This window comes from Stenotrophomonas sp. T8, assembly GCF_051853085.1.
GTDB lineage: Bacteria > Pseudomonadota > Gammaproteobacteria > Xanthomonadales > Xanthomonadaceae > Stenotrophomonas > Stenotrophomonas sepilia.
Genome location: NZ_CP195329.1, coordinates 1,789,787 through 1,815,401 on the forward strand (window position 1 = coordinate 1,789,787; position 25,615 = coordinate 1,815,401).

Genomic DNA, 25,615 nt, shown 5'->3' on the forward strand with positions numbered 1-25,615 from the left:
GGCGCCGTTAACCACTGCGTGCCCCGCTGACGGGCGTGTCATCCGGAGCAAGATCGCGTGGACCAAGGGATCATCGCCAGCCTGCTGCAGCACCCGCTTGCGTCGGCGCTGGTCATCGTCGACCGTACCGGGCGCCCGCTGGCGGCCAATCCAGCCGCGCGCGAGCATGGCCTGCCGGCTACCGTGGCTGCCTATGCGCCGATGCTGGAAGATCTGCGCCTGATGGCCGCCGATGGGGGCATCGTGCCCTGCACGCTGCCGGGCGGCCCGCGCGGCCACTACGACGGTCACCTGCGCGCCGTGCATGACGGTGCCGGCAACCTGCTGGCGTTCACCCTGAGCATTCCCGAGCCGGTGCCGGTCGACGGGGGCGGGCGCTGGGAACTTGCACTGGACAGCGCCGGCCACAGCCTGTGGGACTGGGACATCCCCAGTGACCGGGTGGCGCGCACGCCGGCGCTGGGCGACGAAACGGCCACTGAGCTGCTGTCGCGCGTGCACTGCGAGGACATTGACCAGGTGCGCGCCGCGCTCGACGAGCACCTGCGCGGGCGCAGCGAGCAGTACAGTGCACAGTTCCGCTTCCGCCAGGCCGATGGCCAGTGGCGTTGGGTGCTGGATCGCGGCCGCGTGGTCGCGCGCACCGCCGATGGCCAGCCGCTGCGCATGGTCGGCACGCATACCGATATCGAACAGCAGAAGCAGCTCGAATCGCTGCTGCAGGAGCAGCAGCTGCACCTGAGCGAAGCCCAACGTATCGCCAGCATGGGCAGCTGGTCGTTCGACCCCAACAGCGGGCATTTCTGGTGGTCGCCGGAGCTGCGCTCGCTGCTGGCGCTGGAGCACGGCGCCGTGCCTGGCCAGCGGCGCTGGCTGAAGCAGCTGCACCCGCGCTCGCGCGGCGCGTTGCGTGCGGCATGGCGGCGGCTGTGGCGCGATGGTCGTGCCGCCAATCTCGAGCTGGAGCTGACCCGCGGCCATGAGCCATCACAGCACCTGCGGCTGTGGATGCAGCCGCTGCTGGACATGGACGGGCAGCCCAAGCGCCTGCTCGGCCAGGTGCAGAACATCACCGAACAGCACCAGACCGACGCGTTGATCCGCTGGCGCACGGAACTGCTGAACCGGGTTTCCGCGCTGGGCCGCATCGGCGGCTGCGAGATCGAAGTGCAGACCCGCAGCATGCAGTGGACCGAGGAGTGCTACCGCATCCACGGCCTGCGCAAGGAACCGATCACCCTCGACCAGGCGATGGCGCTGTATACCGAAGACTCGCGCGATGCGTTCGAGGCGGCGCTGGCCCGCATCGCCAACGGCGGCCTGCCCGAGCAGCTGGACCTGTGCTTCTACCGCCAGTCCGGCCTGCGTGTCTGGGTGCAGGTGCTGATCGAGCTGGATCGTCGTGACGGACTGCCGCCGCGCTTCGTCGTCCTGTTCCGTGACATCACCCGCGAGCGCGAGGCCAACGAGCGCATCGAACTGCTGGCCCACTACGATCTGCTGACCGGCCTGCCCAATCGCGTGCTGCTCGGTGAACAGACTGCCGAGGCCATCGAGGAGGCGCGTGATCGCGGCACCTCGTTGGCGATGCTGTTCATCGACCTGGATGGCTTCAAGACCATCAACGACAGCTTCGGCCACGCCACGGGTGATGCGCTGCTGAAGGCTGCCGCCACCCGCCTGCACCAGAACCTGCGCAACAACGATCTGTTTGGCCGTTTCAGCGGCGACGAGTTCATCGTCGTACTGCGCGACCTGGCTGAGCCCGAGGATGCGGGACATGTCGCCCGCAAGCTGATTGCCTCGCTGGCCGAGCCGCTGCGCCGTGGCGAGACCACGCTGAAGGTCGGTGCCAGTGTCGGCATCGCGATGCTGGGCGATGCGCAGACCGATTTCGATTCACTGCTGCGCGCTGCCGACGCCGCCATGTACGCGGCCAAGGAAGCCGGACGCAACACCTACCAGTACTACAGCCAGGATGCCCTGGCCCGCATCCAGCGCAGGCTGGAGCTTGAGCACGCGCTGCACGGTGCGATCGAGCGCGAGGAGTTCAGCCTGGCCTATCAGCCGCTGCTGCATGCCCACCAGGGCGAGCCGCCGGCAATCGAAGCACTGCTGCGCTGGCATCGCCCCGGCATCGGCTATTGCAGCCCGGCCGAGTTCATTCCCATCGCCGAGAAATGCGGCGAGATCGTGCGCATCGGCGACTGGGTACTGAACGAAGCCTGCCGCCAGGCAACCGCCTGGGACCGGGCAGGACTGCATTTCGACCGCATCGCGGTCAACGTGTCGGCGGTGCAGCTGCGTGATCGCGGCTTCGCCGAGCGCGTGATCGACATCTGCCATGCCCACGGCTGGCCGCCGCAGCGGCTGGAGCTGGAACTGACCGAATCGGCGCTGATCCGTGACACCGACATCCTGCGCCACTGCTTCGACGTGCTCGAACGGCACGGCGTGCCGCTGGCGGTGGACGACTTCGGTACCGGTTTCTCCAACCTCAACTACCTCAACCGCTTCCCGGTGGGGCGCCTGAAGATCGACCGCAGTTTCGTGCAGGGCATGCTGCACGACTCGGGTACGGCCGAGGTGACCCAGGCCATCGTCCACCTGGGCCACGCGCTGGGCATGAAGGTGGTGGCCGAGGGCGTGGAAACGCACCAGGAAGAGGACATGCTGCGCCGCCAGGGCTGCGACGAGATCCAGGGCTACCTGTACTCGCGCCCGCTCAGCCCGCGTGACCTGGCGCAATGGCTGCGCCAGCAGCGTCCGTTACCGATGCGCACCGACGCCAGCAGCGAAGCGGTGCTGGTGCGCTGACCACCCGACGCTGGTAGGTGCCGACCGTTGGTCGGCACGGATGCATGTACCTCGCGATCATCCACGCATGGCGTGGTTCTACTTGCAGCACCTGCAGTGGCGAGTGCCGGAGCCTGCCACGGTGGGTGCCGACCGTTGGTCGGCGCCGATGCCAGAGATCGCGACCAGCAATGAACGGCGCGGGTTTACCTGTCTTCAGCATCAGACCGCAAGGACCGTCTTGCTGCTGTCTGCTTGGCGAGTGACTTCAATTCAGCGAGACGATCCCGCTTGACCAGGTGCGCTGCCTGCCAGCCACCTTCAACAACCGAGGGTGAGAAGCTGTAGATCTCGTTGGGAGCCAGGTGGCCCAGTAAATCGAGTGCGCGTGCGTACAGGGGCTGCTCGTCATCGTCGGTGGCATCGAGATCGGGCGCATCCAGGACGTGCAGCAGGAACTCCAGTTTCCAGTTGCGTTCAGTCGCGTCGGCAGTGGCTGCTACATCCGAGTCCGCCGAAACCTGTCCGCTGTGCGGGTCGATGCTGATATGCATGGAGGTGTTCTCTCCACACAAGAGCATCTGGCCGAAAGGTGTCACCGCATAGGCATGGAACCGATCAGCACCCTCCATCGGAGTGCCCTGCAGGAAGGCTGCGACAACCCCTGAGTACAGGTGCGGATCGACCAAGATGAGCCTGTCGTCGCGATAGCGTGCGAACCCGTCGCGTCGCCACAGCGCCAGCAGCAGGTCGGGCAGCACGCCCTTCCATGCGGCAAGAGTCGCCTCGGAGAGCGCCTCGCCCCGGGAGCTCGCACTGAAGCTCTCCATGAACGCCCTGGTTTCAAAGCTTGATTCCTGCGCTTCGATGCCTGGTTCCACCAACGCATTCCTCCCGGCGTCGAATGGCAGATAATCCAGGAATGTCAGCATTCGCTCGGCCTGTGTGGCTTCCTTGTTCGCCTCCTGAGTTGAGATGATGGCCGCTGTGTTTCCAGAGACGAGCAACAATGTTCCCGCCGAAAGGCTTTGCCAGGGCTCGTTCAGCACCAGATAGCGCTCGGGTGCCTCGTCTACATCCGCGTCCAGGATGATGACCTGTGGACCATCCTTCACACACCCGGCGGAGATCTCGACAGTTGCATCGGTCACACCTGCATCAGGATCGGTCACATCTACAGGTGCGGAGTAGGGCTGTTGAAACTCGCCGAAGGACTGGAGCGCTTGGTGAAGGGCGAGCAGGGAGTCGGGATCTACGGCAAGCGGTTCTGAAGCAACCGGGAGCTGCAAAGCGAGTGAAAGGCAGAGGGCGGCGCTGGTCATCGGGCTGATCTGAACCGGAATCGGCCCTTTACGATGAAGGGCCGAGCGCTCACGATCCATGCAAACAATCCGAAAATCGTGAGTCGCGGGGCATCATCCACGCATGGCGTGGATCTACCTCGAAAATTCCGCCTTCAACTGCATGCGCAGCGCCTCGACGATGGCGGCATAGCGGCGCTTCTGGACCAGATAGCTGGCCAGGAACAGCGGCAGCACCAGCAGCATCGGCGCCACCGTCGGACGCATCGCCACCAGTGGCAACAGCAGCAGCGACAGGATCGCCACGAACCAGCTGCACAGGCCGATCACCCGTACCTCGTGCCGCCGTGCGTTGAGCACGATGCGTCCACGCATCACCGGGAAGTAGCGCAGGCCGAAGCTCGGCGCGAAGCTCTCGCGGAACGTCATGCTGCCATCGGGCAGCGCATGGAAGGCCAGCCGCAGCCACTTGTCCTGCGGCAGGTCACGCTCCAGGCTGCCCAGCGAGAGCCGGGCCTGCATGGCCGATGATGCCGCGATGCGTTCGTTGAACAGGGCGATGCCCCAGCTGAAATAGCCGGTCACCCAGGCCATCAGAAGGACGGTCTCGATCAGGACCACTGCGATCAGGGCAATGACCATCGGTCTTCCATGAACGGGACCGGAGCATCATGCCATGCGGGACACGACACCCACGCATGGCGTGGATCTACTTCAGCGCTTCCCCATCCAACCCCAGATCCCACGCCAGGCCCAGCAGCGCCTCGTCCACCCGCGATGGGGCCGGGCGCGCGTCCGCCAGCTGCTGCAGTTCGCGGATCTCTTCGCGGGCGACATCTTCCAGCTGCTGCAGCTGCTCACGCACGCTCGCGTTGCGCGGGCGCTCGGTGTCGGTGAGGGCGGGCAGGGCGTGGATCAGGGTCATGGTGTGCGTACAGGGTGCATCCAACGGCGGGTCACAGGCAAAGGCCCCGGACGAACCGGGGCCTTGCGGGCTGCCGGCGAGGGCAGCGGACATCAGGATCAGAACAGCTCGACGGTGCCGGCGCCCATGCTCTGCTGGGCGACGGGCTTGTGCGGCGGGCGTTCCCATTCGCTGCGCAGCTCGCGCAGGCGGTTGCCGGTGCGCTGCAGGGCGCTGGCGATCTCTTCGTCGAACACGCCGCCATTGCGGTGCAGCAGCTCCTGCAGGGCCACCGCTTCGCGGTTGATCGCGGTCAGGCGGTCCAGGTGGGTGTGCACGCCGCCCAGCGCCTGGGTGGCGATGTCTTCGAACTGCAGGGCGCGCACGGCTTCGGCCACGCTGCCATCGATCGCACGGGCGCACTCGGACACTTCGCGCATGCCGTCGCCGAGCGAGGCATTGATCTGCGCGACGTTGTCGAGCATTGCCGCCGCTTCCTGGCGCGCTTCGCGGGAGCGGTCCATGTCACGCGAGGCCATGTGCGAGACCGTCTCGCGCACCTTGGCGATGGCGTCCTTGGAGCTGTGCGCCAGCTTGCGGATCTGCTCGTTGAAGGTGGTCGAGCGCTCGGACAGGTTGCGCACTTCGTCAGCGACCACGGCGAAGCCACGACCGGCCTCACCGGCACGGGCCGCTTCGATGGCGGCGTTCAGCGCCAGCAGGTTGGTCTGGTCGGCGATCGACTTGACGTCTTCCAGCAGCGCGAAGATGCCATCCAGGTGCTGCGCCATCTGGTCGATGTGCTGCACGGTGGTGCTGCTCTGGCCGCTCACCTGTTCCAGCGCTTCCACCAGCTGTTCCATGCGGTGGCTGGCGTGCTGGGCGAAACGGGCAACGTCGAGGCCGGCATTGCCTTCATCGCCGGCGCGGTCGACGATACGCGACAGGGCCTGGCTCTGCTGGCGCGACTTGCGGTTCATCGCATCGAAGCTGCCACCGAGGCTGGAGACCGCCTGGCGGATCAGGTCACGGGCGCGTTCCACTTCGCCGCGCGAACCCTCGATCTCGTTGCCGACGAAATTGCGCAGTTCGGTCAGCAGCTGGTCCTGCTCACGCAGGACACGGGCGTGTTCCGGGGAACGGTGTGCCTGAGCGCGGGTGGTCCACCACGCAAAGCCGAGCCAGCTCAGCGTCATCGTGGTCAGGATCGCCCATCGCAGGGCGGCCGGCCATTCGAATCCGATGGCGAAGGGGAGCAGCAGGGTCAGAGCCAGGGGGGCGGCCAGACGGATGAAAATGCGTGAGTACATGGACGTTCTCGGGAGGTGCACGGAGGATGTATCGGCCGTACCCCCTTTCTCTTTAACGTCGATGTGCCTGGAAGTGCATTCTGAATGCGCCGGATTTCCGGCGCCTGTGCGGTCTCGGGGTCGGATCCCTTTTCCATGGGAAAGGGCTCTGACCCCACACCCTCAGGCCAGCAGGCGGTCCACGGCCTCGATCATCGCCTTTCGCCCGAACAGGAAGTCCCAGTAGCTGCCGCCCAGCTGGCGCCACAGCACTGCCGAGCGCACCGCCGCCAACAGCAGGGCACGGATCTCGGCCACCACGCCGGCCTGGCCCAGGTAGTGCGGGTTGCCCTGCACCATCACCCGCGGCTTGAGGTGGCTGATGGTGTCCGCGTACAGGCTTCCCAGGCTGGCCAGCACATCCGGGTGGCCGCTGTCGCCCAGTTCGGTGGCCTGGCGCTGGGCACGCTCGATGCCCGAAGCAACCTTGTTCACGGTGGCGCCATCCTGAACGAAGCGGCGCTCCAGCTGCAGCACCGACAGCGCCAGCTTCGGCAGGATCGGATCCTGGCCCTGGTTGCGGAAGTAGTTGTGCAGCAGGCGCAGCCCGGCCTTCAGTGCATGGCGGTCACCGAACACCGCCTGCGGCGAGGACGCATCGACACGGAACACGCTGTCCACGGCGGTGCGCACGGCGGCGGCGTCGGAATGGCCGGTATCGGCGATGCGGCGTACCTGCTGCAGGGCCTGGGCAATGCCGGCCAGGGCCAGGACGCGGTCGTCGACAGTGAAACTCATGCAGCGATTACCTCAAAAGGGGGAGGGGGTGGTGCGCAGGCGCTGTTCCAGCGGCGCATCGGTGGCGGCGATCACCGCGCCACCCAGGCACACATCACCGTCATACAGCACCAGCGATTGACCGGGGGTAACGGCGCGCTGCGGGCGCGCGAAGGTGACCAGCACGCTGCCATCGTCCAGCACGTTGACCGTACACGGCTCATCGGGCTGTCGGTAGCGGGTCTGGGCGGTGCATTCGAAGCGCCGCGCGGGTGGCGAGCCCGCGATCCAATGCGCCGGCTCCGAGCGCAGGCGCTCGGACAGCATCCATGGGCTGTCGCGGTCCTGGTCGACGTACAGCACGTTGTTGGCCACATCCTTGCCGACCACGTACCACGGTGCGGCCGGGCGGCCGCGTACGCCGCCGATGTTCAGGCCCTCGCGCTGGCCCAGGGTGAAATAGAACACGCCCGGATGTTCGGCGATCACGCTGCCGTCGGCCGGGTCGAGGATCTGGCCGGGCCTGGCCGGCAGGTAGCGGCCGAGGAACTCGCGGAAATCCCGCTCGCCGATGAAGCAGATGCCGGTGGAGTCCTTCTTGGCATGGGTCGGCAGGCCGACGTCGCGCGCAATCCGGCGCAGGTCGGTCTTCTCCAGGTCGCCGATCGGGAACAGGGTGGCCGCCAGCTGCTCCTGGCCCAGCTGGTGCAGGAAGTAGCTCTGGTCCTTGGAACGGTCGGCGCCGCGCAGCAGCAGCCACTGGTGGCCGCGCTGGGTCACCCGCGCGTAGTGGCCGGTGGCGATGCGCTCGGCGCCCAGCTCGCGGGCGGCATCCAGGAAATGCTTGAACTTCACCTCGCGGTTGCACAGCACGTCCGGGTTCGGCGTGCGGCCAGCGGCGTATTCGGCCAGGAAGTGCTCGAACACGCCCTGCCAGTACTCACTGGAAAAGTCCCGGAAGTGGAACGGGATACCGAGCAGGCCGCATACGGCGACCGCATCGCGGCGGTCATCCTCGGCGCGGCAGTCACCGCTGCCGTCGTCGGCCCAGTTCTGCATGAACAGGCCGGCCACGGCCTCGCCCTGCTGGACCAGGCGCCAGGCGGCGACCGAAGAGTCGACACCACCCGAGACGCCCACCATCACGCGCGGCGTGCTCATGCGACCTCCCGGACCAGCGAAAGCGGATGGCGCTGGCCACCCAGGTAATCCGCCACCACCTGCCAGACCAGCGGGCTGCGCTGGCGCTCACCGGCAGCCTGCAGCTCGGCCGGGGTCAGCCACAGCGCGCGGTCGATGCCGGTATCCAGCGGTTGGGCCGGGTCGTGCGAGACCGGGCGCGCTGCGTAGCAGAAGCGCAGGAAGGCGATGCCGTCGCCGGCAGTCCACTGGTAGCAGCCGATGAAATGGGTCAGCTGCACGGTCCAGCCGGTTTCCTCCCGGGTCTCGCGCAGGGCTGCCTCGGCCAGGCTTTCGCCTGGCTCGAGGTGGCCGGCCGGCTGGTTCAGCACCTGGCGGCCTTCAATGGTCTCTTCGACCAGCAGCACGCGGCCGCCGTCAACCACTACCGTGGCGACGGTGGCGTGCGGTGCCCAGCGCGGGTCCGGCGTGGCGTTCAACTCAGAACTCGTCCTTCTTGGTCAGCTCCAGCTCCATCGCGTCGGCGGTGCGGATGGCCGCATCGATGGCGTCGCTGAGCTGGTCCGGGGTGGCATCGGCGTCGATCTTGACCACGAACATGGCGGTGGTGTCCTGCTTCACCCAGCCGCCCATCTTGGCGTCCTGCGAATCTTCCAGCAGGCGGTTGGCCACGGCCACCGGGAACTGCTTGGTCTTGGCGTTGTAGGCCGGCGACCAGATCTCGCGGATGTTGTGGCTGCCGAAATCCTCCACCGCCGAGCGCACGTAGACCATCTGGGTGCGGTCACCCTCGACGTCGAAGACCATGCGGTAGTCGCCATCCTCGTCGACTTCGTAGGTATAGCCCAGCTTGTCCAGGTGGCGGGCCACGGACTTGTCGGCGCTGGTTGCGGCAGTGGCAGAGCCGGCAGCGGCCAGCGCGATCAGCAGGGCGGGAAGAAGGGTCCTTTTCATGAAGATCCTGTGAAACAGTGTTGGGAGAGGATGCAATTGTGACGGTGGGCGTGCGTGCCGTCCAATCTGCGGCGGGCCGACGCAGGCCTGCCCGAGCCCCTATAATGGACGGATGCCCCATGAGTCCTCCCCCGATTCCCAGCACGAGCACGGCGTTGCCGTAGAGCCCGCGCGCCCGGAAGTGGCGCCGCCACCGTTCTACCAGGTGATGCTGCTCAACGACGACTACACCCCGATGGATTTCGTGGTGGATGTGCTGCAGCAGTTCTTCAGCATGGACCTGGACAAGGCCACCCAGGTGATGCTGCACGTCCACACCCGCGGCCGCGGCGTCTGCGGTGTCTTCACCCGTGAAGTGGCGGAGACCAAGGTTGCCCAGGTCAACGAGTACTCGCGGATGAACCAGCATCCGCTGCTGTGCACGATGGAAAAGGCCTGACCGGCTGGCGATTCTCGTCCGGGCACAACGATCCCGGACCCAGTGTGCCCACCAAGGCGGGCACCTACCGAAGCAGAGGCCTGCGGAGCCGAGGCTGCGCTCGGCTGCTTTTCGTTCAGATGTTCCGCATTCCCGGAAGCACAGTCGAGCATGGGCTCGGCTCTACAGGTCGAGATCACCCCGCCGCCAGCGCCTCCAGCGCCATCCGCGCCACGGCCTCGTCGACCTCGGCAGGGTCGCCATCATCCCTGAACCATACCGCCGACAGCCCCGCACTCGCCGCGATCCAGCGCAGCAGGCGCGTACGTTCCAGGCCGGCCAGCGCAGTGACCTGTTCCAGCCGTGCGGCAAACCGCTCGGGCCGCGTCGCAACGTGGATGCCCGGGCCGCAGAGATCCGGGTTGCTGAACAGCGTCGTGTAATCGAACGCACGGTCGCCCAGCAGCCGCTTCGGGTCGATCGCCAGCCAGCCGCGCGCGCCGAAATCCAGCACGTTGTCGTGGTGCAGGTCGCCGTGCAGCGGCCGGATCTCCTGTTCGTCACGCAGCAGCCCCTCCGCCAGTGATCTGCACTGTTCCAGCAGTGGCGGCAGCGCGGCCCTTGGCTGCAGCAGATCGGCGAACCATGTACGCAGGCAGACCAGTTCCGCTGGCGGCGCGCTCCGTGGCCGGTGCAGCCGTTGCAGGACCTGGCACAGGATCGTGGTGCAGGCCTCATCGTCGCCCTCGATCGAGCGTTGCCGCAGCGAGTCGCCGCCGGCACGTTCGATCAGGATCGCCGGCCCGGCGTGGGCCAGCAGGCGGGCAGCGCCATCGCCGTCCCACCAGCGCAGCAGGCGATGGCTGTTCTGCTCCTCCGCTTCGCTGCTGATCTTCAGCATCGCCGGCTCGCCGGCAGCGGTCAGCACCGGCCAGAGCCGGGCGTGAGGTGTTTCGATGGCCGGGCCATCACGCCGCAATCGCCAGCGGCTCAGGTAGGGTTCGCTCATGCCGGTTGAGGTCTTCTGGAGTGAACGAAGATCAAGCGTTCTGCAGTGCTAACGCCATCTGAACGCAGCAATCCGCTAGGGTGATGGAAATCGCGTAGTCAGGCCGCATATTGTTCCCATCTGCCGCCGGAGTAATCCATGTTCAGCAAAGACCTCGAACACACCATCGGCCAGTGCTACAAGCGCGCCCGTGAGGCCCGGCATGAGTTCATGACGGTCGAACACCTGCTGTTGGCACTGCTCGACAACCCGTCCGCCCAGGCCGTCCTGAAAGCCTGTGGTGCCGACGCCGAACGCCTGCGCCAGGAGCTGGAGCAGGCCATCGAGGCCTCGGTGTCACGCCTGGCCGAAGATGACGGCCGTGACACCCAGCCGACCCTGGGCTTCCAGCGGGTGCTGCAGCGGGCCGTGTACCACGTGCAGTCCTCGGGCAAGAAGGAGGTCACCGGCGCCAACGTGCTGGTCGCCATCTTCGGCGAAAAGGACTCCCACGCCGTCTACTACCTCAACCAGCAGGACGTGACCCGGCTGGATGTGGTCAATTACCTGTCCCACGGCATCGCCAAGCTGGGCGAGGAAGGCGAGCAGCCGTCCTCCTCCTCCGACGGCGAGGGCCGCATGGAAGGCGGGGAGGGCGAGCCGAAGGGCGATGCCCTGACCGAATTCGCCAGCAACCTCAACGAACAGGCCCGGTCCGGCCGCATCGATCCCCTGGTCGGTCGTGGCGACGAGATCGAGCGCACCATCCAGGTCCTGTGCCGCCGCCGCAAGAACAACCCGCTGTACGTGGGCGAGGCCGGCGTGGGCAAGACCGCCATCGCCGAGGGCCTGGCCCGCCGCATCGTCGAGGGCTCGGTACCCGACGTGCTGGCCGACGCGGTGATCTACTCGCTCGACCTGGGTGCGCTGGTGGCCGGCACCAAGTACCGCGGCGACTTCGAGAAGCGGCTGAAGGGTGTGTTGACCGCGCTGAAGAAGGTGCCCAACGCAGTGCTGTTCATCGACGAGATCCACACCATCATCGGCGCCGGCTCGGCGTCGGGCGGCACCATGGATGCGTCCAACCTGATCAAGCCGGCGCTGGCCTCCGGCGAGCTGCGCTGCATCGGTTCGACCACTTTCCAGGAATACCGCGGCATCTTCGAGAAGGACCGGGCACTGGCCCGCCGCTTCCAGAAGATCGATATCGTCGAGCCTACCGTGGGCGAGACCTACGAGATCCTGCAGGGCCTGAAGTCCAAGTACGAGCTGCACCACAGCGTGACCTATTCGGATGAAGCGCTGCAGGCTGCGGTGGACCTGTCGGTGAAGCACATCGGCGACCGCCTGCTGCCGGACAAGGCCATCGACGTGATCGACGAGGCCGGTGCCCGCCAGCGCCTGCTGCCGGAAGGCCAGCGCAAGGAGCTGATCGACGTCGAGGAAGTGGAGGCGATCGTCGCCAAGATGGCGCGCATCCCGACCAAGCAGGTCAGTGCCACCGACAAGGATGTGCTGCAGCACCTGGAGCGCAACCTGAAGATGGTGATCTTCGGGCAGGATCCGGCCATCGAGACGCTGTCCTCGGCAATCAAGCTGGCCCGCTCGGGCCTGGGCAACCCGGAGAAGCCGATCGGCAACTTCCTGTTCGCCGGCCCGACCGGTGTCGGCAAGACCGAGGTGACCAAGCAGCTGGCGCTGCAGCTGGGCATCGAGCTGGTCCGCTTCGACATGTCCGAGTACATGGAGCCGCATTCGATCAGCCGCCTGATCGGTGCCCCTCCGGGCTACGTCGGCTTCGACCAGGGTGGCCTGCTGACCGAGAAGATCGTCAAGACGCCGCACTGCGTGCTGCTGCTGGACGAAATCGAGAAGGCGCACCCGGACATCTTCAACATCCTGTTGCAGGTGATGGACCGCGGCGTGCTGACCGATACCAACGGTCGTGAGGCCAACTTCAAGAACGTGGTGCTGGTGATGACCACCAATGCCGGCGCGGCGCAGGCCTCGCGGCGCTCGATCGGCTTCACCAAGCAGGACCACGCCACCGACGCGATGGAGACCATCCGCCGCAGCTTCACCCCGGAATTCCGCAACCGCCTCGATGCGGTGGTGCAGTTCCAGGCGCTGGGCTTCGAGCACATCCTGCGCGTGGTCGACAAGTTCCTGATCGAGCTGGAGATGCTGCTGCAGGACAAGCACGTCAGCCTTTCGGCCACGCCAACCGCGCGCGACTGGCTGGCCCACCACGGCTTCGACCCGCTGATGGGGGCGCGTCCGATGGCCCGCGTGATCCAGGACAGGATCAAGCGTCCGCTGGCCGACGAGCTGCTGTTCGGCAAGCTGGTCAACGGCGGCAAGGTGAGCATCGATGTGCGCGACGACGAGCTGGTGGTCGAAACCCAGGCCGAACCGGAGCGCCTGCTGCCGGTCACCGTGGAATGAACTGACCCCCCGGCCGGTTTCGGCGGACCTGAAATGACAAGGGCGGCTTCGGCCGCCCTTGTTGTACGCGACGTCAGCGGCTGCGCTGGCGGGCTTTCTTCTTGAAGGTTGCCTCGTCAACTGGTTCGATCTGCGACACGATGCAGCGGCTGGAATCGGTGTTCAGCTGGCTGCGGCCGGCAGCGCACAGCAGGCCCTGCTGGCCGTCCGTGGCGAAGCTCAGTTTCCGCGAGTAGCCTGCCGCCGAGCAGTCGTCCTGGAAATGCACGAGGTAGTGGTCCTGGCCATTGCGCAGCAGGATGTTGCGCGAGGCGCCGGCGCGCACCAGTTGCTGGTCGCTGCCCAGTTGGATGCAGTCAGCGGCGTTCGCCGCAGCGGGGGCATCGGCGGCGTGCGCAGGCAGCGCGCTGGCGGACACGGCAAGGGCGACGAGCAGAGCGGTCAGCGGGAGCATGTTCATGGCAGGGCAGGGGGGGTGGCGGTCCGGACTGGACCGGGTCCCACGATGCTGCTACGGATGCAGATGCGAATCTGCCGCAAGCAGGGCTGACCGACGTCACGGTGAGTTCGGTCACGATGACCTCCGGCAGGGCCGGATTGCAGGCATGACAAAAGGCCAGCAACCAGGGCTGGCCTTGTCGAAGTGGCGCAGCGCGCCGACCGCTTACTTCATGCGGTAGGTGATACGACCCTTGGTCAGGTCGTACGGGGTCATTTCAACCTTGACCCGGTCACCGGTGAGGATGCGGATGTAGTTCTTGCGCATGCGGCCGGAGATGTGGGCGATGATTTCGTGCCCATTTTCCAGACGAACGCGGAAAGTGGTGTTCGGCAGCGTCTCGCTGACGGTGCCCTCGAACTCGATGGAATCGTCTTTCGACATGTAGTCCTGTGCGGTTCAGAAAACGGCCACGCTGGGCCTAAGGCGCGGTATTTTACGCGTGACCGGCCCAGCTTGCAAAGTTTGTGTTAACCGCCGGCCAAATGCCGGGCTGGCAAGCGTCCGACGGCCTGTGTCCACGAGCCTTCACGGCCGTCATGGCGCACGGCCTGGCGCACGTGCTGCAGGAATTCCGAGCGCGGCAGGTGTTCGGCGCCCATCCGCAGCAGGTGCGGATTTTCCACCTGGGCGTCGATCAGCTCCCAGCCCCAGCCGTGAATCGTGGACGCCAGTGCCGCCAGCGCGATCTTGGAACCCCCGCTGGCGCCGCTGAACATGCTCTCGCCGAAGAACATCGACCCGATGGCCACTCCGTAGATGCCGCCGACCAGCGACTGACGGTCCCAGACTTCGAACGAATGGGCGAAGCCGAGATCGTGCAACTGGCTGTAGGCCTCGACCATCGCCGGGCTGATCCAGGTGCCGTCCTGGCCGGGCCGAGGTGCCGCCGCACAGGCGCGCATCACCTGGCTGAAGGCGGTGTCGGCGGTGACCTCCCACGTGCTACCGCGCAGCTGGCGGCGGAAGCGGCTGGACAGGTGCACGCCATCGGTGCGGAACACCATGCGCGGATCAGGCGACCACCACAGGATCGGCTCGCCCTCGCTGAACCACGGAAAGATGCCGCCGGCGTAGGCGTTGAGCAGGCGCGCTGGATGCAGATCGCCACCCACCGCGAGCAGGCCGTCGGGCTGGCGCAGGGCGGTCTCGGCCGGAGGGAAGGGCGCGTCCGGCGCATCGGCCAGGCGCCAGGGCAGCTGACGGGTCATGCCGGCATTGTAGTCGTCGCGGCCCCGCGCGAATGCCGCGGTAGATGCCAACCCTGGTTGGCTGGTCACCCGTCCGCGCGAAATGGGCTGTGCCCCAGCAGCTCCTGCCGGTACCGCCGCACATCGCGCCGCTCCTGCCGGCACCACTCCTGCAACGCCTCGGCGAAATCCGCGTCGGCCACCCAATGCCGACTGCGCACCAGTGCTGGCAGGAAGCCGCGCGCCAGTTTGTGCTCGCCCTGGGCGCCCGGCTCGAAACGGCTCAGGCCTTCGCGCAGGCAGTATTCGATGCCCTGGTAGTAGCAGGCTTCGAAATGCAGGCCGGGCAATGTGGCGCCGCCCCAGTAGCGACCGTACAGCGTGTCACCACCGCGCAGGCAAAGTGCGCCGGCAATCGGCTGGCCTTCCTGCTCGGCCAGGAACAGCACCAGCCCGCGTCCCAATGAAATGGCCAGATGGCGCAGGAAGGCCTCGGTCAGCGCCGGGGCATTGCCGTACTCAAGGAAGGTCTGCAGGTAGAAGCGGTACATCGCCTGCAGGTCGGCGCGGCCGGCTTCATCGCCGTGTACCACGCGGAAGCTGATGCCCTGGCGGGTGACCTTGGCCCGTTCCTGGCGGATGTTCTTCCGATGCTTGTGGTTCATCGCACCGAGGAACTGCTCGAATGTCGCCCAGTCACCCGGGTTCTGCCACTGGAACTGCACGTCCTCGCGCAGCAGCCAGTCATCGCCGAACAGGGCCTCGTCCACTGCGGTGTGGAAGTTGATATGGGCCGATGACACCTCCAGTGCTGGCAGTGCGTCGCGCAACGCCGACAGCAGCGTGGTGCGCTCTGAATCGTGACGGGCCAGCAGGCGCGGCCCGGTGACCGGCGAGTACGGCACCGCGCCCAGCCATTTCGGGTAGTAGTCGCGGCCATGCCGGGCATAGGCGTTGGCCCAGGCATGGTCGAACACGAATTCGCCGTGGGAGTTGGTCTTCAGGTAGCCCGGAATGGCGCCGATCAGGCGCTCGCCCTCCCAAAGCGTGAAGTGCCGGGGTTGCCAGCCCCAGTCCTCGCGCAGGCAGCCGTGCTGTTCCAGGCCTGAGAGGAAGGCGTGGCTGACGAACGGATTCTGGCCGTCGTGCAGGGCGTCCCAGTCGGTGGCGGGAATGGACTGCAGGGAGTCGAGGAAGCGGGCGGAGGGCATGGTTGGCAAGGATAGGCCAGGTGGATCGCGAACGGTGCTGGCGGGGCTGGGTTGGTTTGTTCCGGTTGGGGATGAGGAAAGTTTGAATTGTCCATCCGTGTGCGCTGGGTTGCGGAATGCCTGAATTCGAAAGGACAGAGTGAGCTGCGCCGCTGGAGCGGTGCATTCACTCTTTGCATGGAGTAGCCAAAATGAACCAGAAGCTTCGCCTTGGATCCCTTTCTGTTCTGCTGTCTCTTGTGGGCGGCGGACTGTTGATCAGCCCCGCGCAGGCCGTTGACGCTCCTCGTGCGGTGGAGCAGGACACTGGGCTCGACATCCTCTTGACCCAGAAGGCGCGCGACATTCTGGAGAGCGTTCGTCTTGTAGATGGCCAGGCGCGCAGTCGCCGGGTTGAGGTATCAGCAGATATCGCCAACGGTGTAGTGACCGTGGCGCTGGATCGGGTCTTCCTTCCTGCCGATTACGGGCCGTCGTTCGAGGATCAGCGAAGCGAGATCAGTTTTGGACTACTGCATTGGGCCGAGCAGGCGGCTCCGTTCAGTCGTGTCGTTTTTCTGTATGACGGGAAAGAGATCGAATACTACTTTCCTGAGATAAAGGCTGCGGACGATGCGGCGCGGGAAGCGGGGGAAGCGCTGCGGCGGACGCGTGGAACGCCTGGGTCCGGGATGGCGTTTGTCGCAGCCGGGCATGGGTATTTCTACAGCTACAAGGACAACCGGTGGGTGACCTCAAGGGATGAATGGAATGGCGTCTCGGAGGGGCTGTTGACTCCGTCGTACGCCGCGGACCTGAAGGCGATGATCGAGCAAAGGAGTCAAATGCCTGTCATCCGCCCGCGCGTTCAGATCACGGGAACGACTCATCCTCCGAGTGGTGAGGAGTGGTGGACCATAGCTGCGCGCTACGCGATTGCCGAGCAGTATCCGGCCGAGACAAAGATATGGAACACGTACGCAGGCAGTACGCTTTGGGATCGGGAGGAGCGTGAAGACATCAACAGTCGGCCGCTTCTCGCAAACCACCACGGAGCTGAGGTGGCGATTCATCTGCACAGCAATGGAGAACCCTCGGGGGCCGCGCGCGGTACTCGTGTGATCGTGCAACCTGGTAGGCCGATGGATGCTGCTCTTGCAGAGAGTGTCCTGTGCTCGATGAAGGAGCTGATTCACTCGCTACCTGAGTATGCGGCATTCACCGTGGCTCCCGCTCCGCACGCGCTGAACAAGGGGGAGAACCGAGAGGCGCACATGCCATCGATCATCGTAGAGACGGCGTTTCACACGAATCCGGATGATGCCAAGGCGCTGCAGGACCCCGTCTTCCGCTCGGCGTCGATGAAAGGGGTGGAGAAGGGCTATCGCCTGTGGGTATCAGGAAAGACCTGCGAGCCCCTGGCATTGCATCCGGTGCCGGATACCGACGTGCCGATCCAAGCGGCCCGGGACATTGAACTTGGATATGCCGGGAATCCCCAGTATCCGGTGTCGGTTGAGCTCTCGCTGGCGTCCTGTTCGGAGGAAGGCGCGTGCACGCCATCGGCGACGACGTTCGATGACCCTGCCAAACCGCTGACCATCAATCTCGCCTGCAATGGCCCAGACCCGGGTGTCGCGCGCTGGATTGCTGTACTGCGCGACGCGGATGGCGTTGCCACGGCACCGGTCGAGTTCTCGCAGGCGTGCGTACGGGCGTGAGGGCAGGCTTCGGTCTGCCAGGCATGGCCTGGCACTACTGAAAGCACAAAGGCCGACGCTTTCGCGTCGGCCTTGCCTGAGTCGAGCATGGCTCGACTCTACAGAGCATAACCAGCGCTTCAGCTGGCCTTCCCCTGCGCGTCCAGGTAGCGCTCGGCGTCCAGCGCGGCCATGCAGCCGAAGCCGGCCGAGGTGATCGCCTGGCGGTAGTGCTGGTCGGCCACGTCGCCGGCGGCGAACACGCCTTCCACCGAGGTCTGGGTGGCGTTGCCGCCCAGGCCCGAGCGGATTTCCAGGTAGCCGTTGTTCATCGCCAGCTGGCCGTCGAACAGGGTCGTGTTCGGATGGTGGCCGATGGCCACGAAGAAGCCGTGGGCGTCGATGTCGCGGGTGCTGCCGTCCAAGGTGGACTTTACGCGCACGCCAGTCACGCCGGCATCGTTGCCCAGCACTTCCTCCACCTGGTGGTGCCAGACGGTCTCGATCTTGCCTTCGGCCACCTTCCTGAACAGCTTGTCCTGCATGATCTTTTCCGCCTTCAGGGTGTCGCGGCGGTGGACCAGGTAGACCTTGCGGGCGATGTTGGACAGGTACAGCGCCTCTTCCACGGCGGTATTGCCGCCGCCGACCACGACCACGTCCTGGTCGCGGTAGAAGAAGCCGTCACAGGTGGCGCAGGCGGAGACGCCGCGGCCCTTGAAGGTCTCTTCGGTCGGGATGCCCAGGTACTTGGCGGTGGCGCCAGTGGCGATGATCAGCGCGTCGCAGGTGTACTCGTGGCTGTCGCCGATCAGCTTGAACGGGCGCTGCGACAGGTCGGCGGTGTGGATATGGTCGAAGATGACCTCGGTTTCGAAGCGCTCGGCGTGCGCCTGCATGCGCGCCATCAGGTCCGGGCCCATCAGGCCGTGGGCGTCACCCGGCCAGTTGTCCACCTCGGTGGTGGTCATCAGCTGGCCACCCTGCTGCAGGCCGGTGATGACGACCGGCTTCAGGTTGGCACGGGCGGCGTAGACGGCGGCGGTCCAGCCGGCCGGTCCGGAACCGAGGATGACGAGGCGCTGGTGGCGGGAGGGCAGGCTGGTGCTCATGTAAACTCGCGAAAAGGTAGATGGGACAAGGCGCTGGCGATGTTTGCGCAGCATCCAAGGCAGGTCATAGAGTGGCGGCTGGGGCAGGGCGATTCAAGCCGATGAACAGAACGCCGTCATCCAACGGTGGTTCCGGGCCTCGGATTGCCCTGTCGGGCGTCGCATAACTGAAAACTGACGCCGTCTCATTTATTATCAATCACTAACAGCGCATTCCAAAGGTATGGTCTAAGGTGGCGAAGCAGGTCCCCGAACGCTCCAAGTCCGACGACAGCAAGGCGTCACGTCGCACGGCCGCGGCGGCGACGACCGACAATCCACGCCGCCAGCGCCTCTGGCGCGATCTGGGCCTGATCGCCATCGCGCCGGCCCTGCTGTACCTGGCGGCCAGTCTGTTCACCTATTCAGCCACGGATCCGGGCTGGTCGCATACCGGCAGCGTGGTCGCGCCGGTGCACAACCTGGGTGGCCGCGCCGGGGCCTGGATTGCCGACGTGCTGCTGCAGCTGTTCGGCTACATCGCTTTCCTGCTGCCGGTGGTGCTCGGCGCACTGGCGTGGATCGCCATGTTCGGCCTCAAGCGCGAGAGCAAGGGCGAGAACGATCTGGACCCGGCGCTGCGCCTGGTCGGCCTGGTCGGTTTCCTGATCGCCGGCACCGGCTTCCTGCATGTGCGCCTGTTCAGTGGCGATGTCGCCAGTGCCGGCGGCATCCTCGGCAAGCTGGTGGGTAATTCGCTCACGGTGGGCTTCGGCGCGCTGGGGGCGAACCTGTTCGTGCTGGTATTGCTGCTGGCCTCGATCACCCTGGCCACCGGGCTGTCCTGGTTCACGGTGATGGAGAAGATCGGCCGTGGCGTGATGTCGCTGGCGCCGTTGCTGGAACGCAAGAAGGAAGAAGTCACCGAGTGGAAGCAGACCCGGGTGATGCGCGAGGAGCGCCAGGAAGTGCGCAAGGCCGACGCCGAAGTGCGCGCCAAGCGCGAGCCGGTAAAGATCGAACCGCGCCCTGAGCCGGTGATCGAGAAGAGTGATCGTGCCAAGCGCGATACCCAGATTCCGATGTTCCGTGGCGTCAACGGCGATGGTTCCGACCTGCCGCCGCTGGCGCTGCTGGATGATCCCAAGCCGCAGCCGAAGGGCTACGACGAAGAAACGCTGGAAACGCTGTCGCGGCAGATCGAGTTCAAGCTGAAGGACTTCCGCATCGATGCGCAGGTGGTCGGCGCCAACCCTGGCCCGGTCATCACCCGCTTCGAGATCGAGCCGGCACCGGGCATCAAGGTCAGCCAGATCAGTTCGCTGGACAAGGACATCGCGCGCGGCCTGTCGGTGAAGTCGGTGCGCGTGGTCGACGTCATCCCGGGCAAGTCGGTCATCGGCCTGGAAATTCCCAACGTCACCCGCGAGATGATCTTCCTGTCCGAGCTGCTGCGCTCGAAGGAATATGACAAATCGGCCAGCGTGCTGACCCTGGCGCTGGGCAAGGACATCGCCGGCCGCCCGACCGTGGCCGACCTGGCGCGCATGCCGCACCTGCTGGTGGCCGGTACGACCGGTTCGGGCAAGTCGGTGGCGGTCAACGCGATGGTGTTGAGCCTGCTGTTCAAGGCCTCGCCGAAAGACCTGCGGATGCTGATGATCGACCCGAAGATGCTCGAGCTGAGCGTCTACCAGGGCATTCCGCACCTGCTGGCGCCGGTGGTTACCGACATGAAGGAGGCCGCCAACGGCCTGCGCTGGTGCGTGGCCGAGATGGAGCGCCGCTACAAGCTGATGAGCGCGGTGGGTGTGCGCAACCTGGCTGGCTTCAACAAGAAGGTGAAGGAAGCCCAGGACGCCGGCCAGCCGCTGATGGATCCGCTGTTCAAGCCGAACCCGGAGCTGGGCGAGGCGCCGCGTCCGCTGGAAACGCTGCCGTTCATCGTCATCTTCATCGACGAATTCGCCGACATGATGATGATCGTCGGCAAGAAGGTGGAAGAGCTGATCGCGCGCCTGGCACAGAAGGCGCGTGCGGCTGGCATCCACCTGATCCTGGCCACGCAGCGCCCGTCGGTGGATGTGATCACCGGCCTGATCAAGGCCAACATCCCGACCCGCATCGCCTTCCAGGTCAGCTCCAAGATCGACTCGCGCACCATCCTCGACCAGTCCGGCGCGGAGACCCTGCTCGGCCACGGCGACATGCTGTATCTGCCGCCGGGTACTGCGCTGCCCGAGCGCGTGCATGGTGCGTTCGTGTCCGACGACGAAGTGCACCGCGTGGTCGAGCACCTCAAGGCGATGGGCCCGGCCGACTATGTCGACGGCGTGCTGGACGAAGTGCAGACGATGGGCGACGGCGTGGTCGTCGGCGCCACCGGCCTGCCCGAGAACAGCTCCGCTGGCGACGAGTCCGACCCGTTGTATGACGAAGCACTGCGGGTGGTCACCGAGACCCGCCGTGCCTCGATTTCCGGCGTGCAGCGCCGGCTGAAGATCGGCTACAACCGTGCAGCGCGACTGATCGAGGCCATGGAAGCGGCCGGCGTGGTCAGCCCGCCCGAGCACAACGGCGACCGCACGGTGCTGGCACCGCCCCCGCCGAGGTAAGACCCGACGTATCCCCCACGACGTCCAAGGAACCGACGCATGCTTCACCCCGTACCAAGCGCGCTGGCGCTGGCGCTGGCAGCCCTGATGGCTGCCGGCCCGGCACTGGCAGAAACCGCCACCTCCGCGCCCGCCACGGCGCCGCCATCCACCAGCGGCGATACCGAAGCCAGCAATAATTTCAGCATTGTCCGTTACCGCGCCGACTACCAGGTGCGGCCCGATGCGGGCAATGTGCAGACCGAAACCTACGAAGTCCTGCTCAAGACCAAGGCCTCCGTCGAGCAGTTCAGCCAGGTGCGGCTGAGCTACAGCGAGAAGATGGAAACGCTGGAAGTGCTCGGCGCCTACACCATCACTGCCGAAGGCCAGCGCCGCGACGTTCCGGCCGACCGTATCTACACGCAGGAGAGCTACTCCAGCGCTTCGGCGGCGATGTATGCCGACCGCAAGGTGCGGGTGATCGTGTTCCCGAACCTGGCCCCGGGCACGCGCCTGTACTACCAGGTGCGCCGCACCCAGGCCACGCCGTACTTCCCGGGCTATTTCGGCCTGTGGGAGACCTTCAACGTCTTCACCGAGTACGAGGACGCCGAGGTCACCCTGAGTGCGCCGGCCAACCTGCCGATGTTCGTCGACAGCCGCGGCGTGCAGGGCAGTGACCGGCCGACCGTGAAGAATGGCCAGGCGCAATGGCGCTGGCGCTACCAGCGCCGCGAGGCGATGCCGGCGCAGAACTGGTCGGCGGCGGGCTGGGAGTTCGGCCCGAACATCATGGCCAGCACGTATCGTGACTGGTCGCAGATGGGGCGCGCCTACCAGCTCAAGGCGGGCCCGGCGGCCCAGGTGACCCCGGCGCTGCAGGCGCTCGCTGATGAGATCACCGCCGGCATCAGCGACCGCCGCGAACAGGCTGATGCGCTGTATCGCTGGGTCGCGCAGAACATCCGCTATGTGGCGGTGTACCTGGGCAACGGTGGCCTGGAGCCGAACAGCGCGCAGAGCATCCTCGACAATCACTATGGTGACTGCAAGGACCACGTGACGATCCTCGAGGCGCTGCTGGCGGCCAAGGGTATCGCCAGCTCGCCGGTGCTGATCGGTGCGGGGGGCGGCCCGACGCTGCCGAAGATTCCGGTGCTGGGCCGCTTCAACCACGCCATCACCTATATCCCCGAGTTTGATCTTTACCTGGATTCGACCACCGCGTGGGCACGCTTCGGGCAGCTGCCGGAAGGTGACCTGGGTGCGCCGGTGATGCGTACCCGTGACGCCACGCTGGCGCGCACCCCGGCCAACACGCCGGAGCGTAACGCCACCTCGATGGAAGTGCGGTTCACCTTCGACGCCAACGGCAACCTGCGCGGCGAAACGATTCCGAAGCTGGGCGAGAACGCCGAGATCGGCATGCGCGCGCAGTTCTCACAGCTCAACGCGCAGAACCGTGCGCGCGCTGAGGAGCAGATCATGGCCGCCTCAGGGTTCGATGGGCGAGGGCAGCTGCAGATCCAGGGCGTACCGGTCGACCTGACCCGGCCGTTCGGCTACCGCATGGCCTTCCAGGCCGAGGACTACGCCGACTTCAGCGTGGCCGGCGGCATGGCCGTGCCGGATCCGCCGGGCGGCGAGTCGGTACGTGGCTTGTACGCCACCGCCTCGGCGCCGGCCAACGAGACGCCGTTCTACTGCAATGCCAGCCTGCGCGAGGAAACCTATCGCCTGCAGTTCCCGGCCAATGCGCCGATCATCGCCATTCCGGCCAGCCAGCGCTTTACCAATGCCGCTGGCGAATACCGGGTGGACTGGAGCCGCGAGGGCCAGGAGGTGATCGTGCACCACCGCTTGCAGCAGAACGCGGTGCGTGGGCCGGAGGCGCTGTGCCAGCCGCAGGACTACCCCGCGTTCCGCGCGCTGTACCGCGAAGTGCGTCGCGGCTTCCGCGGCCAGGTGCTGTACGGCAAGTTGCCGGCATCTGGCGGCTGAATCGCCGATGGACGTTCAGGGCGGCATAATGTCGCCCTGATCGGCCATTCATCTTTCTCCGGGCACACTGGCAACCACCTTTCCTGGCGCCCGCGCCCACAGGATTTCCGCATGAACTTCCGCTTCCGCCGTTTCCTTGCCACCACCACGCTGGCCGTGGCCTGCGCCGCCGCCGGCAGTGCCTGGGCTGGCGCCCGCGATGACCTGAAGACCTTCACCAGTGGCCTGAAGGGCCTGGACGGACAGTTCAGCCAGCAGGTGTTCGACAGCCGCGGCAAGGTGAAGGAATCGACCAGTGGCCGCGTGGCCCTGTCGGCGCCGCGCCTGTTCCGCTGGGAATACGTGCGCCCGCACGAACAGCTGATCGTGGCCGACGGTAAAAAAGTCTGGATGTACGAGCCGGACCTGGAGCAGGCCACCGTGCGCGAGCAGGGCAAGGAAGAGCAGAACAGCCCGCTGACCGCGCTGATCAACCCGGCGCTGCTGGAACAGCAGTACGACGTCAGTGAAGAGGCTGCGCAGCGTGATGGCCTGCAATGGCTGTCGCTGTCGCCGAAGCGCGAGACCGAAGCCAGCTTCCAGTACGCCGCGCTGGGCTTCAACGCCCAGGGCCTGGCCAAGATGGAAATCACCGATGCGGTTGGCCAGCGCACCGTGATCAGCTTCAGTGGCTGGAAGCGCAATCCAGGCTTTGCTGCCGGCACCTTCAGCTTCACCCCGCCGAAGGGCACGGACGTCATCGGTAATTGATCGGGGATGCCGGGCATGACCCGGCGCTGCCTGCTCCGGTGGGTGTCAACCGGCACCGCCTTGGTGGGTGTCAACCTTGGTTGACGCGCATTTGATCTGCCGGCCAGCGGCCGGCACTACCGGAATCGTCGTCACCCTGGCGCGGTACAATGAGCGGGTGGCAAGACATCGTTCAACTTCCTTCCCCGGCCCCGATCTGCTGAGCGTTGATCGGGAACATCTGCGCCCGCTGGCCGAGCGCATGCGCCCGCGCACCCTCGACGAAATGGTCGGGCAGAAGCGCCTGCTGGCGCCGGACAGCGCATTGCGCCGTGCAGTCGAATCCGGACGTGTGCACTCGATGATCCTGTGGGGGCCACCGGGCTGCGGCAAGACCACGCTGTCACTGCTGCTGGCCGAGTACTCCGATGCCGAGTTCCGTGCCATCTCCGCGGTGCTGTCCGGGCTGCCGGAAGTGCGTCAGGTGCTGGCAGAGGCCGCACAGCGCTTCGCTGAGGGCCGGCGCACCGTGCTGTTCGTGGACGAGGTGCACCGCTTCAACAAGGCGCAGCAGGATGCGTTCCTGCCGCACATCGAACGCGGCACGATCCTGTTCGTCGGTGCCACCACCGAGAATCCGTCGTTCGAGCTGAACTCGGCGCTGCTGTCGCGTTGCCGCGTGCACGTACTGGAAGCGGTATCGCCAACCGATATCGTCGAAGCGCTGGAACGCGCGCTGGGCGACCGCGAACGCGGTCTGGGCGAGGAGGGTGTCGAGGTTGCGCCCGAGCTGCTGCTGGAAATCGCCACCGCTGCCGATGGTGACGTGCGCCGCGCACTGACCCTTCTTGAAATCGCCGCCGAACTGGCGGGTGGGGAGGGGGGTCGCATCACCCCGCAGACCCTGACCCAGGTGCTGGCCGATCGTACCCGCCGCTTCGACAAGGGCGGCGAGCAGTTCTACGACCAGATTTCAGCGCTGCACAAATCCGTGCGCAGCTCCAATCCGGATGCCGCGCTGTACTGGCTGACCCGTATGCTAGATGGCGGTTGCGATCCATCCTACCTGGCACGTCGACTGACCCGCATGGCCATTGAGGACATCGGCCTGGCCGATCCGCGCGCGCAGAGCATGGCGCTGGAAGCCTGGGACATCTACGAGCGGCTCGGTAGCCCGGAAGGCGAGCTCGCGTTCGCCCAGCTGGTGCTGTACCTGGCCAGCACCGCCAAGTCCAACGCGGGCTATGCCGCGTTCAACCAGGCCAAGGCCGACGTGCGTCAGAGCGGTACCGAAGAGGTGCCGTTGCATCTGCGCAATGCGCCGACCAAGCTGATGAAGGAGCTGGGCTACGGCGCCGAATACCAGTACGACCACGATGCCGAGGGGGGCATCGCGCTGGACCAGACCGGTTTCCCGGATGCGATGGGCGAACGGGTGTACTACAACCCGGTGCCGCGTGGCCTGGAGATCAAGCTGAAGGAAAAGCTTGATCGCCTGCGCGCCGAACGTGAGGCGGCGAGGGCCGCGAAGGGCCGTTGAGCTGGCTTATGTAGCATCGAGCGATGCTCGACTCCGCTCTGGACCGACCCAGCAGCACCTGCGGAA

Annotated in this window: 22 protein-coding genes; 8 read left to right on the plus strand and 14 right to left on the minus strand. The window is 66.1% G+C overall.

Annotation, left to right across the window (positions count from 1 at the left end):
- Positions 1-57 precede the first annotated feature (57 nt).
- A complete protein-coding gene (locus tag ACSDHM_RS08445) occupies positions 58-2,817 on the plus strand; it encodes a bifunctional diguanylate cyclase/phosphodiesterase (protein ID WP_088497508.1) in 2,760 nt (919 codons plus the stop codon).
- Positions 2,818-3,002: 185 nt separating this feature from the next.
- Here the strand turns inward: ACSDHM_RS08445 and ACSDHM_RS08450 are convergent, their stop codons facing one another.
- The 8 genes from ACSDHM_RS08450 to ACSDHM_RS08485 all read right to left on the minus strand — a co-directional run bounded on the left by ACSDHM_RS08450 (position 3,003) and on the right by ACSDHM_RS08485 (position 9,161).
- Positions 3,003-4,178, minus strand: coding sequence for a GAD-like domain-containing protein (locus ACSDHM_RS08450; RefSeq protein ID WP_353762412.1), 1,176 nt, complete (start codon positions 4,176-4,178; stop codon positions 3,003-3,005).
- Between the two features lie 54 nt (positions 4,179-4,232).
- Positions 4,233-4,739 carry a hypothetical protein gene (locus ACSDHM_RS08455; protein ID WP_439426857.1) on the minus strand — a complete coding sequence of 169 codons (507 nt, stop codon included), beginning with the start codon at positions 4,737-4,739 and terminating at the stop codon, positions 4,233-4,235.
- Positions 4,740-4,806: 67 nt separating this feature from the next.
- A complete protein-coding gene (locus tag ACSDHM_RS08460; protein WP_088497505.1) occupies positions 4,807-5,022 on the minus strand; it encodes a hypothetical protein in 216 nt (71 codons plus the stop codon).
- Positions 5,023-5,120: 98 nt separating this feature from the next.
- On the minus strand, positions 5,121-6,311 hold the full coding sequence (locus ACSDHM_RS08465) for a methyl-accepting chemotaxis protein (RefSeq protein WP_088497504.1): 1,191 nt from the start codon (positions 6,309-6,311) through the stop codon (positions 5,121-5,123).
- A gap of 162 nt (positions 6,312-6,473) precedes the next feature.
- Positions 6,474-7,088 carry a high frequency lysogenization protein HflD gene (hflD, locus tag ACSDHM_RS08470; protein ID WP_049412377.1) on the minus strand — a complete coding sequence of 205 codons (615 nt, stop codon included), beginning with the start codon at positions 7,086-7,088 and terminating at the stop codon, positions 6,474-6,476.
- A 12-nt stretch (positions 7,089-7,100) separates the two neighbouring features.
- Positions 7,101-8,228 carry a tRNA 2-thiouridine(34) synthase MnmA gene (gene mnmA / locus ACSDHM_RS08475; RefSeq protein WP_188241058.1) on the minus strand — a complete coding sequence of 376 codons (1,128 nt, stop codon included), beginning with the start codon at positions 8,226-8,228 and terminating at the stop codon, positions 7,101-7,103.
- Complete coding sequence (locus tag ACSDHM_RS08480) at positions 8,225-8,686, minus strand: NUDIX hydrolase (protein WP_439426858.1); 462 nt, start codon at positions 8,684-8,686, stop codon at positions 8,225-8,227. The genes mnmA and ACSDHM_RS08480 overlap by 4 nt, the downstream gene beginning before the upstream one ends.
- 1 nt (position 8,687) lies before the next feature.
- Positions 8,688-9,161, minus strand: coding sequence for a hypothetical protein (locus ACSDHM_RS08485; protein ID WP_005416476.1), 474 nt, complete (start codon positions 9,159-9,161; stop codon positions 8,688-8,690).
- A 112-nt stretch (positions 9,162-9,273) separates the two neighbouring features.
- Here ACSDHM_RS08485 and clpS point away from each other — a divergent pair, with 112 nt between their 5' ends.
- Complete coding sequence (gene clpS / locus ACSDHM_RS08490) at positions 9,274-9,600, plus strand: ATP-dependent Clp protease adapter ClpS (RefSeq protein ID WP_005416477.1); 327 nt, start codon at positions 9,274-9,276, stop codon at positions 9,598-9,600.
- 175 nt (positions 9,601-9,775) lie between these two features.
- Here the strand turns inward: clpS and ACSDHM_RS08495 are convergent, their stop codons facing one another.
- Positions 9,776-10,588 (minus strand): APH(6) family putative aminoglycoside O-phosphotransferase, encoded by an 813-nt coding sequence (locus ACSDHM_RS08495; RefSeq protein WP_072166980.1) that lies wholly within the window; start codon positions 10,586-10,588, stop codon positions 9,776-9,778.
- A gap of 138 nt (positions 10,589-10,726) precedes the next feature.
- Between ACSDHM_RS08495 and clpA the strand changes: the two genes are divergently transcribed.
- A complete protein-coding gene (gene clpA / locus ACSDHM_RS08500) occupies positions 10,727-13,012 on the plus strand; it encodes an ATP-dependent Clp protease ATP-binding subunit ClpA (RefSeq protein WP_061478688.1) in 2,286 nt (761 codons plus the stop codon).
- Between the two features lie 73 nt (positions 13,013-13,085).
- On the opposite strand, the gene ACSDHM_RS08505 is transcribed toward clpA, so the two are convergent.
- From ACSDHM_RS08505 to ACSDHM_RS08520, 4 genes are all read right to left on the minus strand, one after another.
- Positions 13,086-13,472, minus strand: coding sequence for a hypothetical protein (locus ACSDHM_RS08505; protein WP_072166981.1), 387 nt, complete (start codon positions 13,470-13,472; stop codon positions 13,086-13,088).
- 204 nt (positions 13,473-13,676) lie between these two features.
- The gene (infA, locus tag ACSDHM_RS08510; RefSeq protein WP_005409596.1) at positions 13,677-13,895 is read right to left on the minus strand and encodes a translation initiation factor IF-1; all 219 of its coding nucleotides are present in this window, start codon (positions 13,893-13,895) and stop codon (positions 13,677-13,679) included.
- Positions 13,896-13,981: 86 nt separating this feature from the next.
- On the minus strand, positions 13,982-14,722 hold the full coding sequence (gene aat, locus ACSDHM_RS08515) for a leucyl/phenylalanyl-tRNA--protein transferase (RefSeq protein ID WP_088497515.1): 741 nt from the start codon (positions 14,720-14,722) through the stop codon (positions 13,982-13,984).
- A 65-nt stretch (positions 14,723-14,787) separates the two neighbouring features.
- Positions 14,788-15,912: a GNAT family N-acetyltransferase gene (locus ACSDHM_RS08520; RefSeq protein ID WP_343648263.1), complete on the minus strand. Its 1,125-nt coding sequence runs from the start codon at positions 15,910-15,912 to the stop codon at positions 14,788-14,790.
- A gap of 191 nt (positions 15,913-16,103) precedes the next feature.
- Here ACSDHM_RS08520 and ACSDHM_RS08525 point away from each other — a divergent pair, with 191 nt between their 5' ends.
- Positions 16,104-17,612 (plus strand): N-acetylmuramoyl-L-alanine amidase family protein, encoded by a 1,509-nt coding sequence (locus ACSDHM_RS08525; protein WP_353080006.1) that lies wholly within the window; start codon positions 16,104-16,106, stop codon positions 17,610-17,612.
- 119 nt (positions 17,613-17,731) lie between these two features.
- Here the strand turns inward: ACSDHM_RS08525 and trxB are convergent, their stop codons facing one another.
- Positions 17,732-18,703: a thioredoxin-disulfide reductase gene (gene trxB, locus ACSDHM_RS08530; protein ID WP_005416486.1), complete on the minus strand. Its 972-nt coding sequence runs from the start codon at positions 18,701-18,703 to the stop codon at positions 17,732-17,734.
- A gap of 233 nt (positions 18,704-18,936) precedes the next feature.
- Between trxB and ACSDHM_RS08535 the strand changes: the two genes are divergently transcribed.
- The 4 genes from ACSDHM_RS08535 to ACSDHM_RS08550 all read left to right on the plus strand — a co-directional run bounded on the left by ACSDHM_RS08535 (position 18,937) and on the right by ACSDHM_RS08550 (position 25,549).
- Positions 18,937-21,297: a DNA translocase FtsK gene (locus tag ACSDHM_RS08535; protein WP_072166984.1), complete on the plus strand. Its 2,361-nt coding sequence runs from the start codon at positions 18,937-18,939 to the stop codon at positions 21,295-21,297.
- 39 nt (positions 21,298-21,336) lie between these two features.
- A complete protein-coding gene (locus ACSDHM_RS08540) occupies positions 21,337-23,280 on the plus strand; it encodes a DUF3857 domain-containing protein (RefSeq protein WP_353080005.1) in 1,944 nt (647 codons plus the stop codon).
- Positions 23,281-23,391: 111 nt separating this feature from the next.
- On the plus strand, positions 23,392-24,030 hold the full coding sequence (gene lolA / locus ACSDHM_RS08545; protein WP_005413289.1) for an outer membrane lipoprotein chaperone LolA: 639 nt from the start codon (positions 23,392-23,394) through the stop codon (positions 24,028-24,030).
- 241 nt (positions 24,031-24,271) lie between these two features.
- Positions 24,272-25,549, plus strand: coding sequence for a replication-associated recombination protein A (locus tag ACSDHM_RS08550; protein ID WP_353080004.1), 1,278 nt, complete (start codon positions 24,272-24,274; stop codon positions 25,547-25,549).
- Positions 25,550-25,615: the final 66 nt, after the last annotated feature.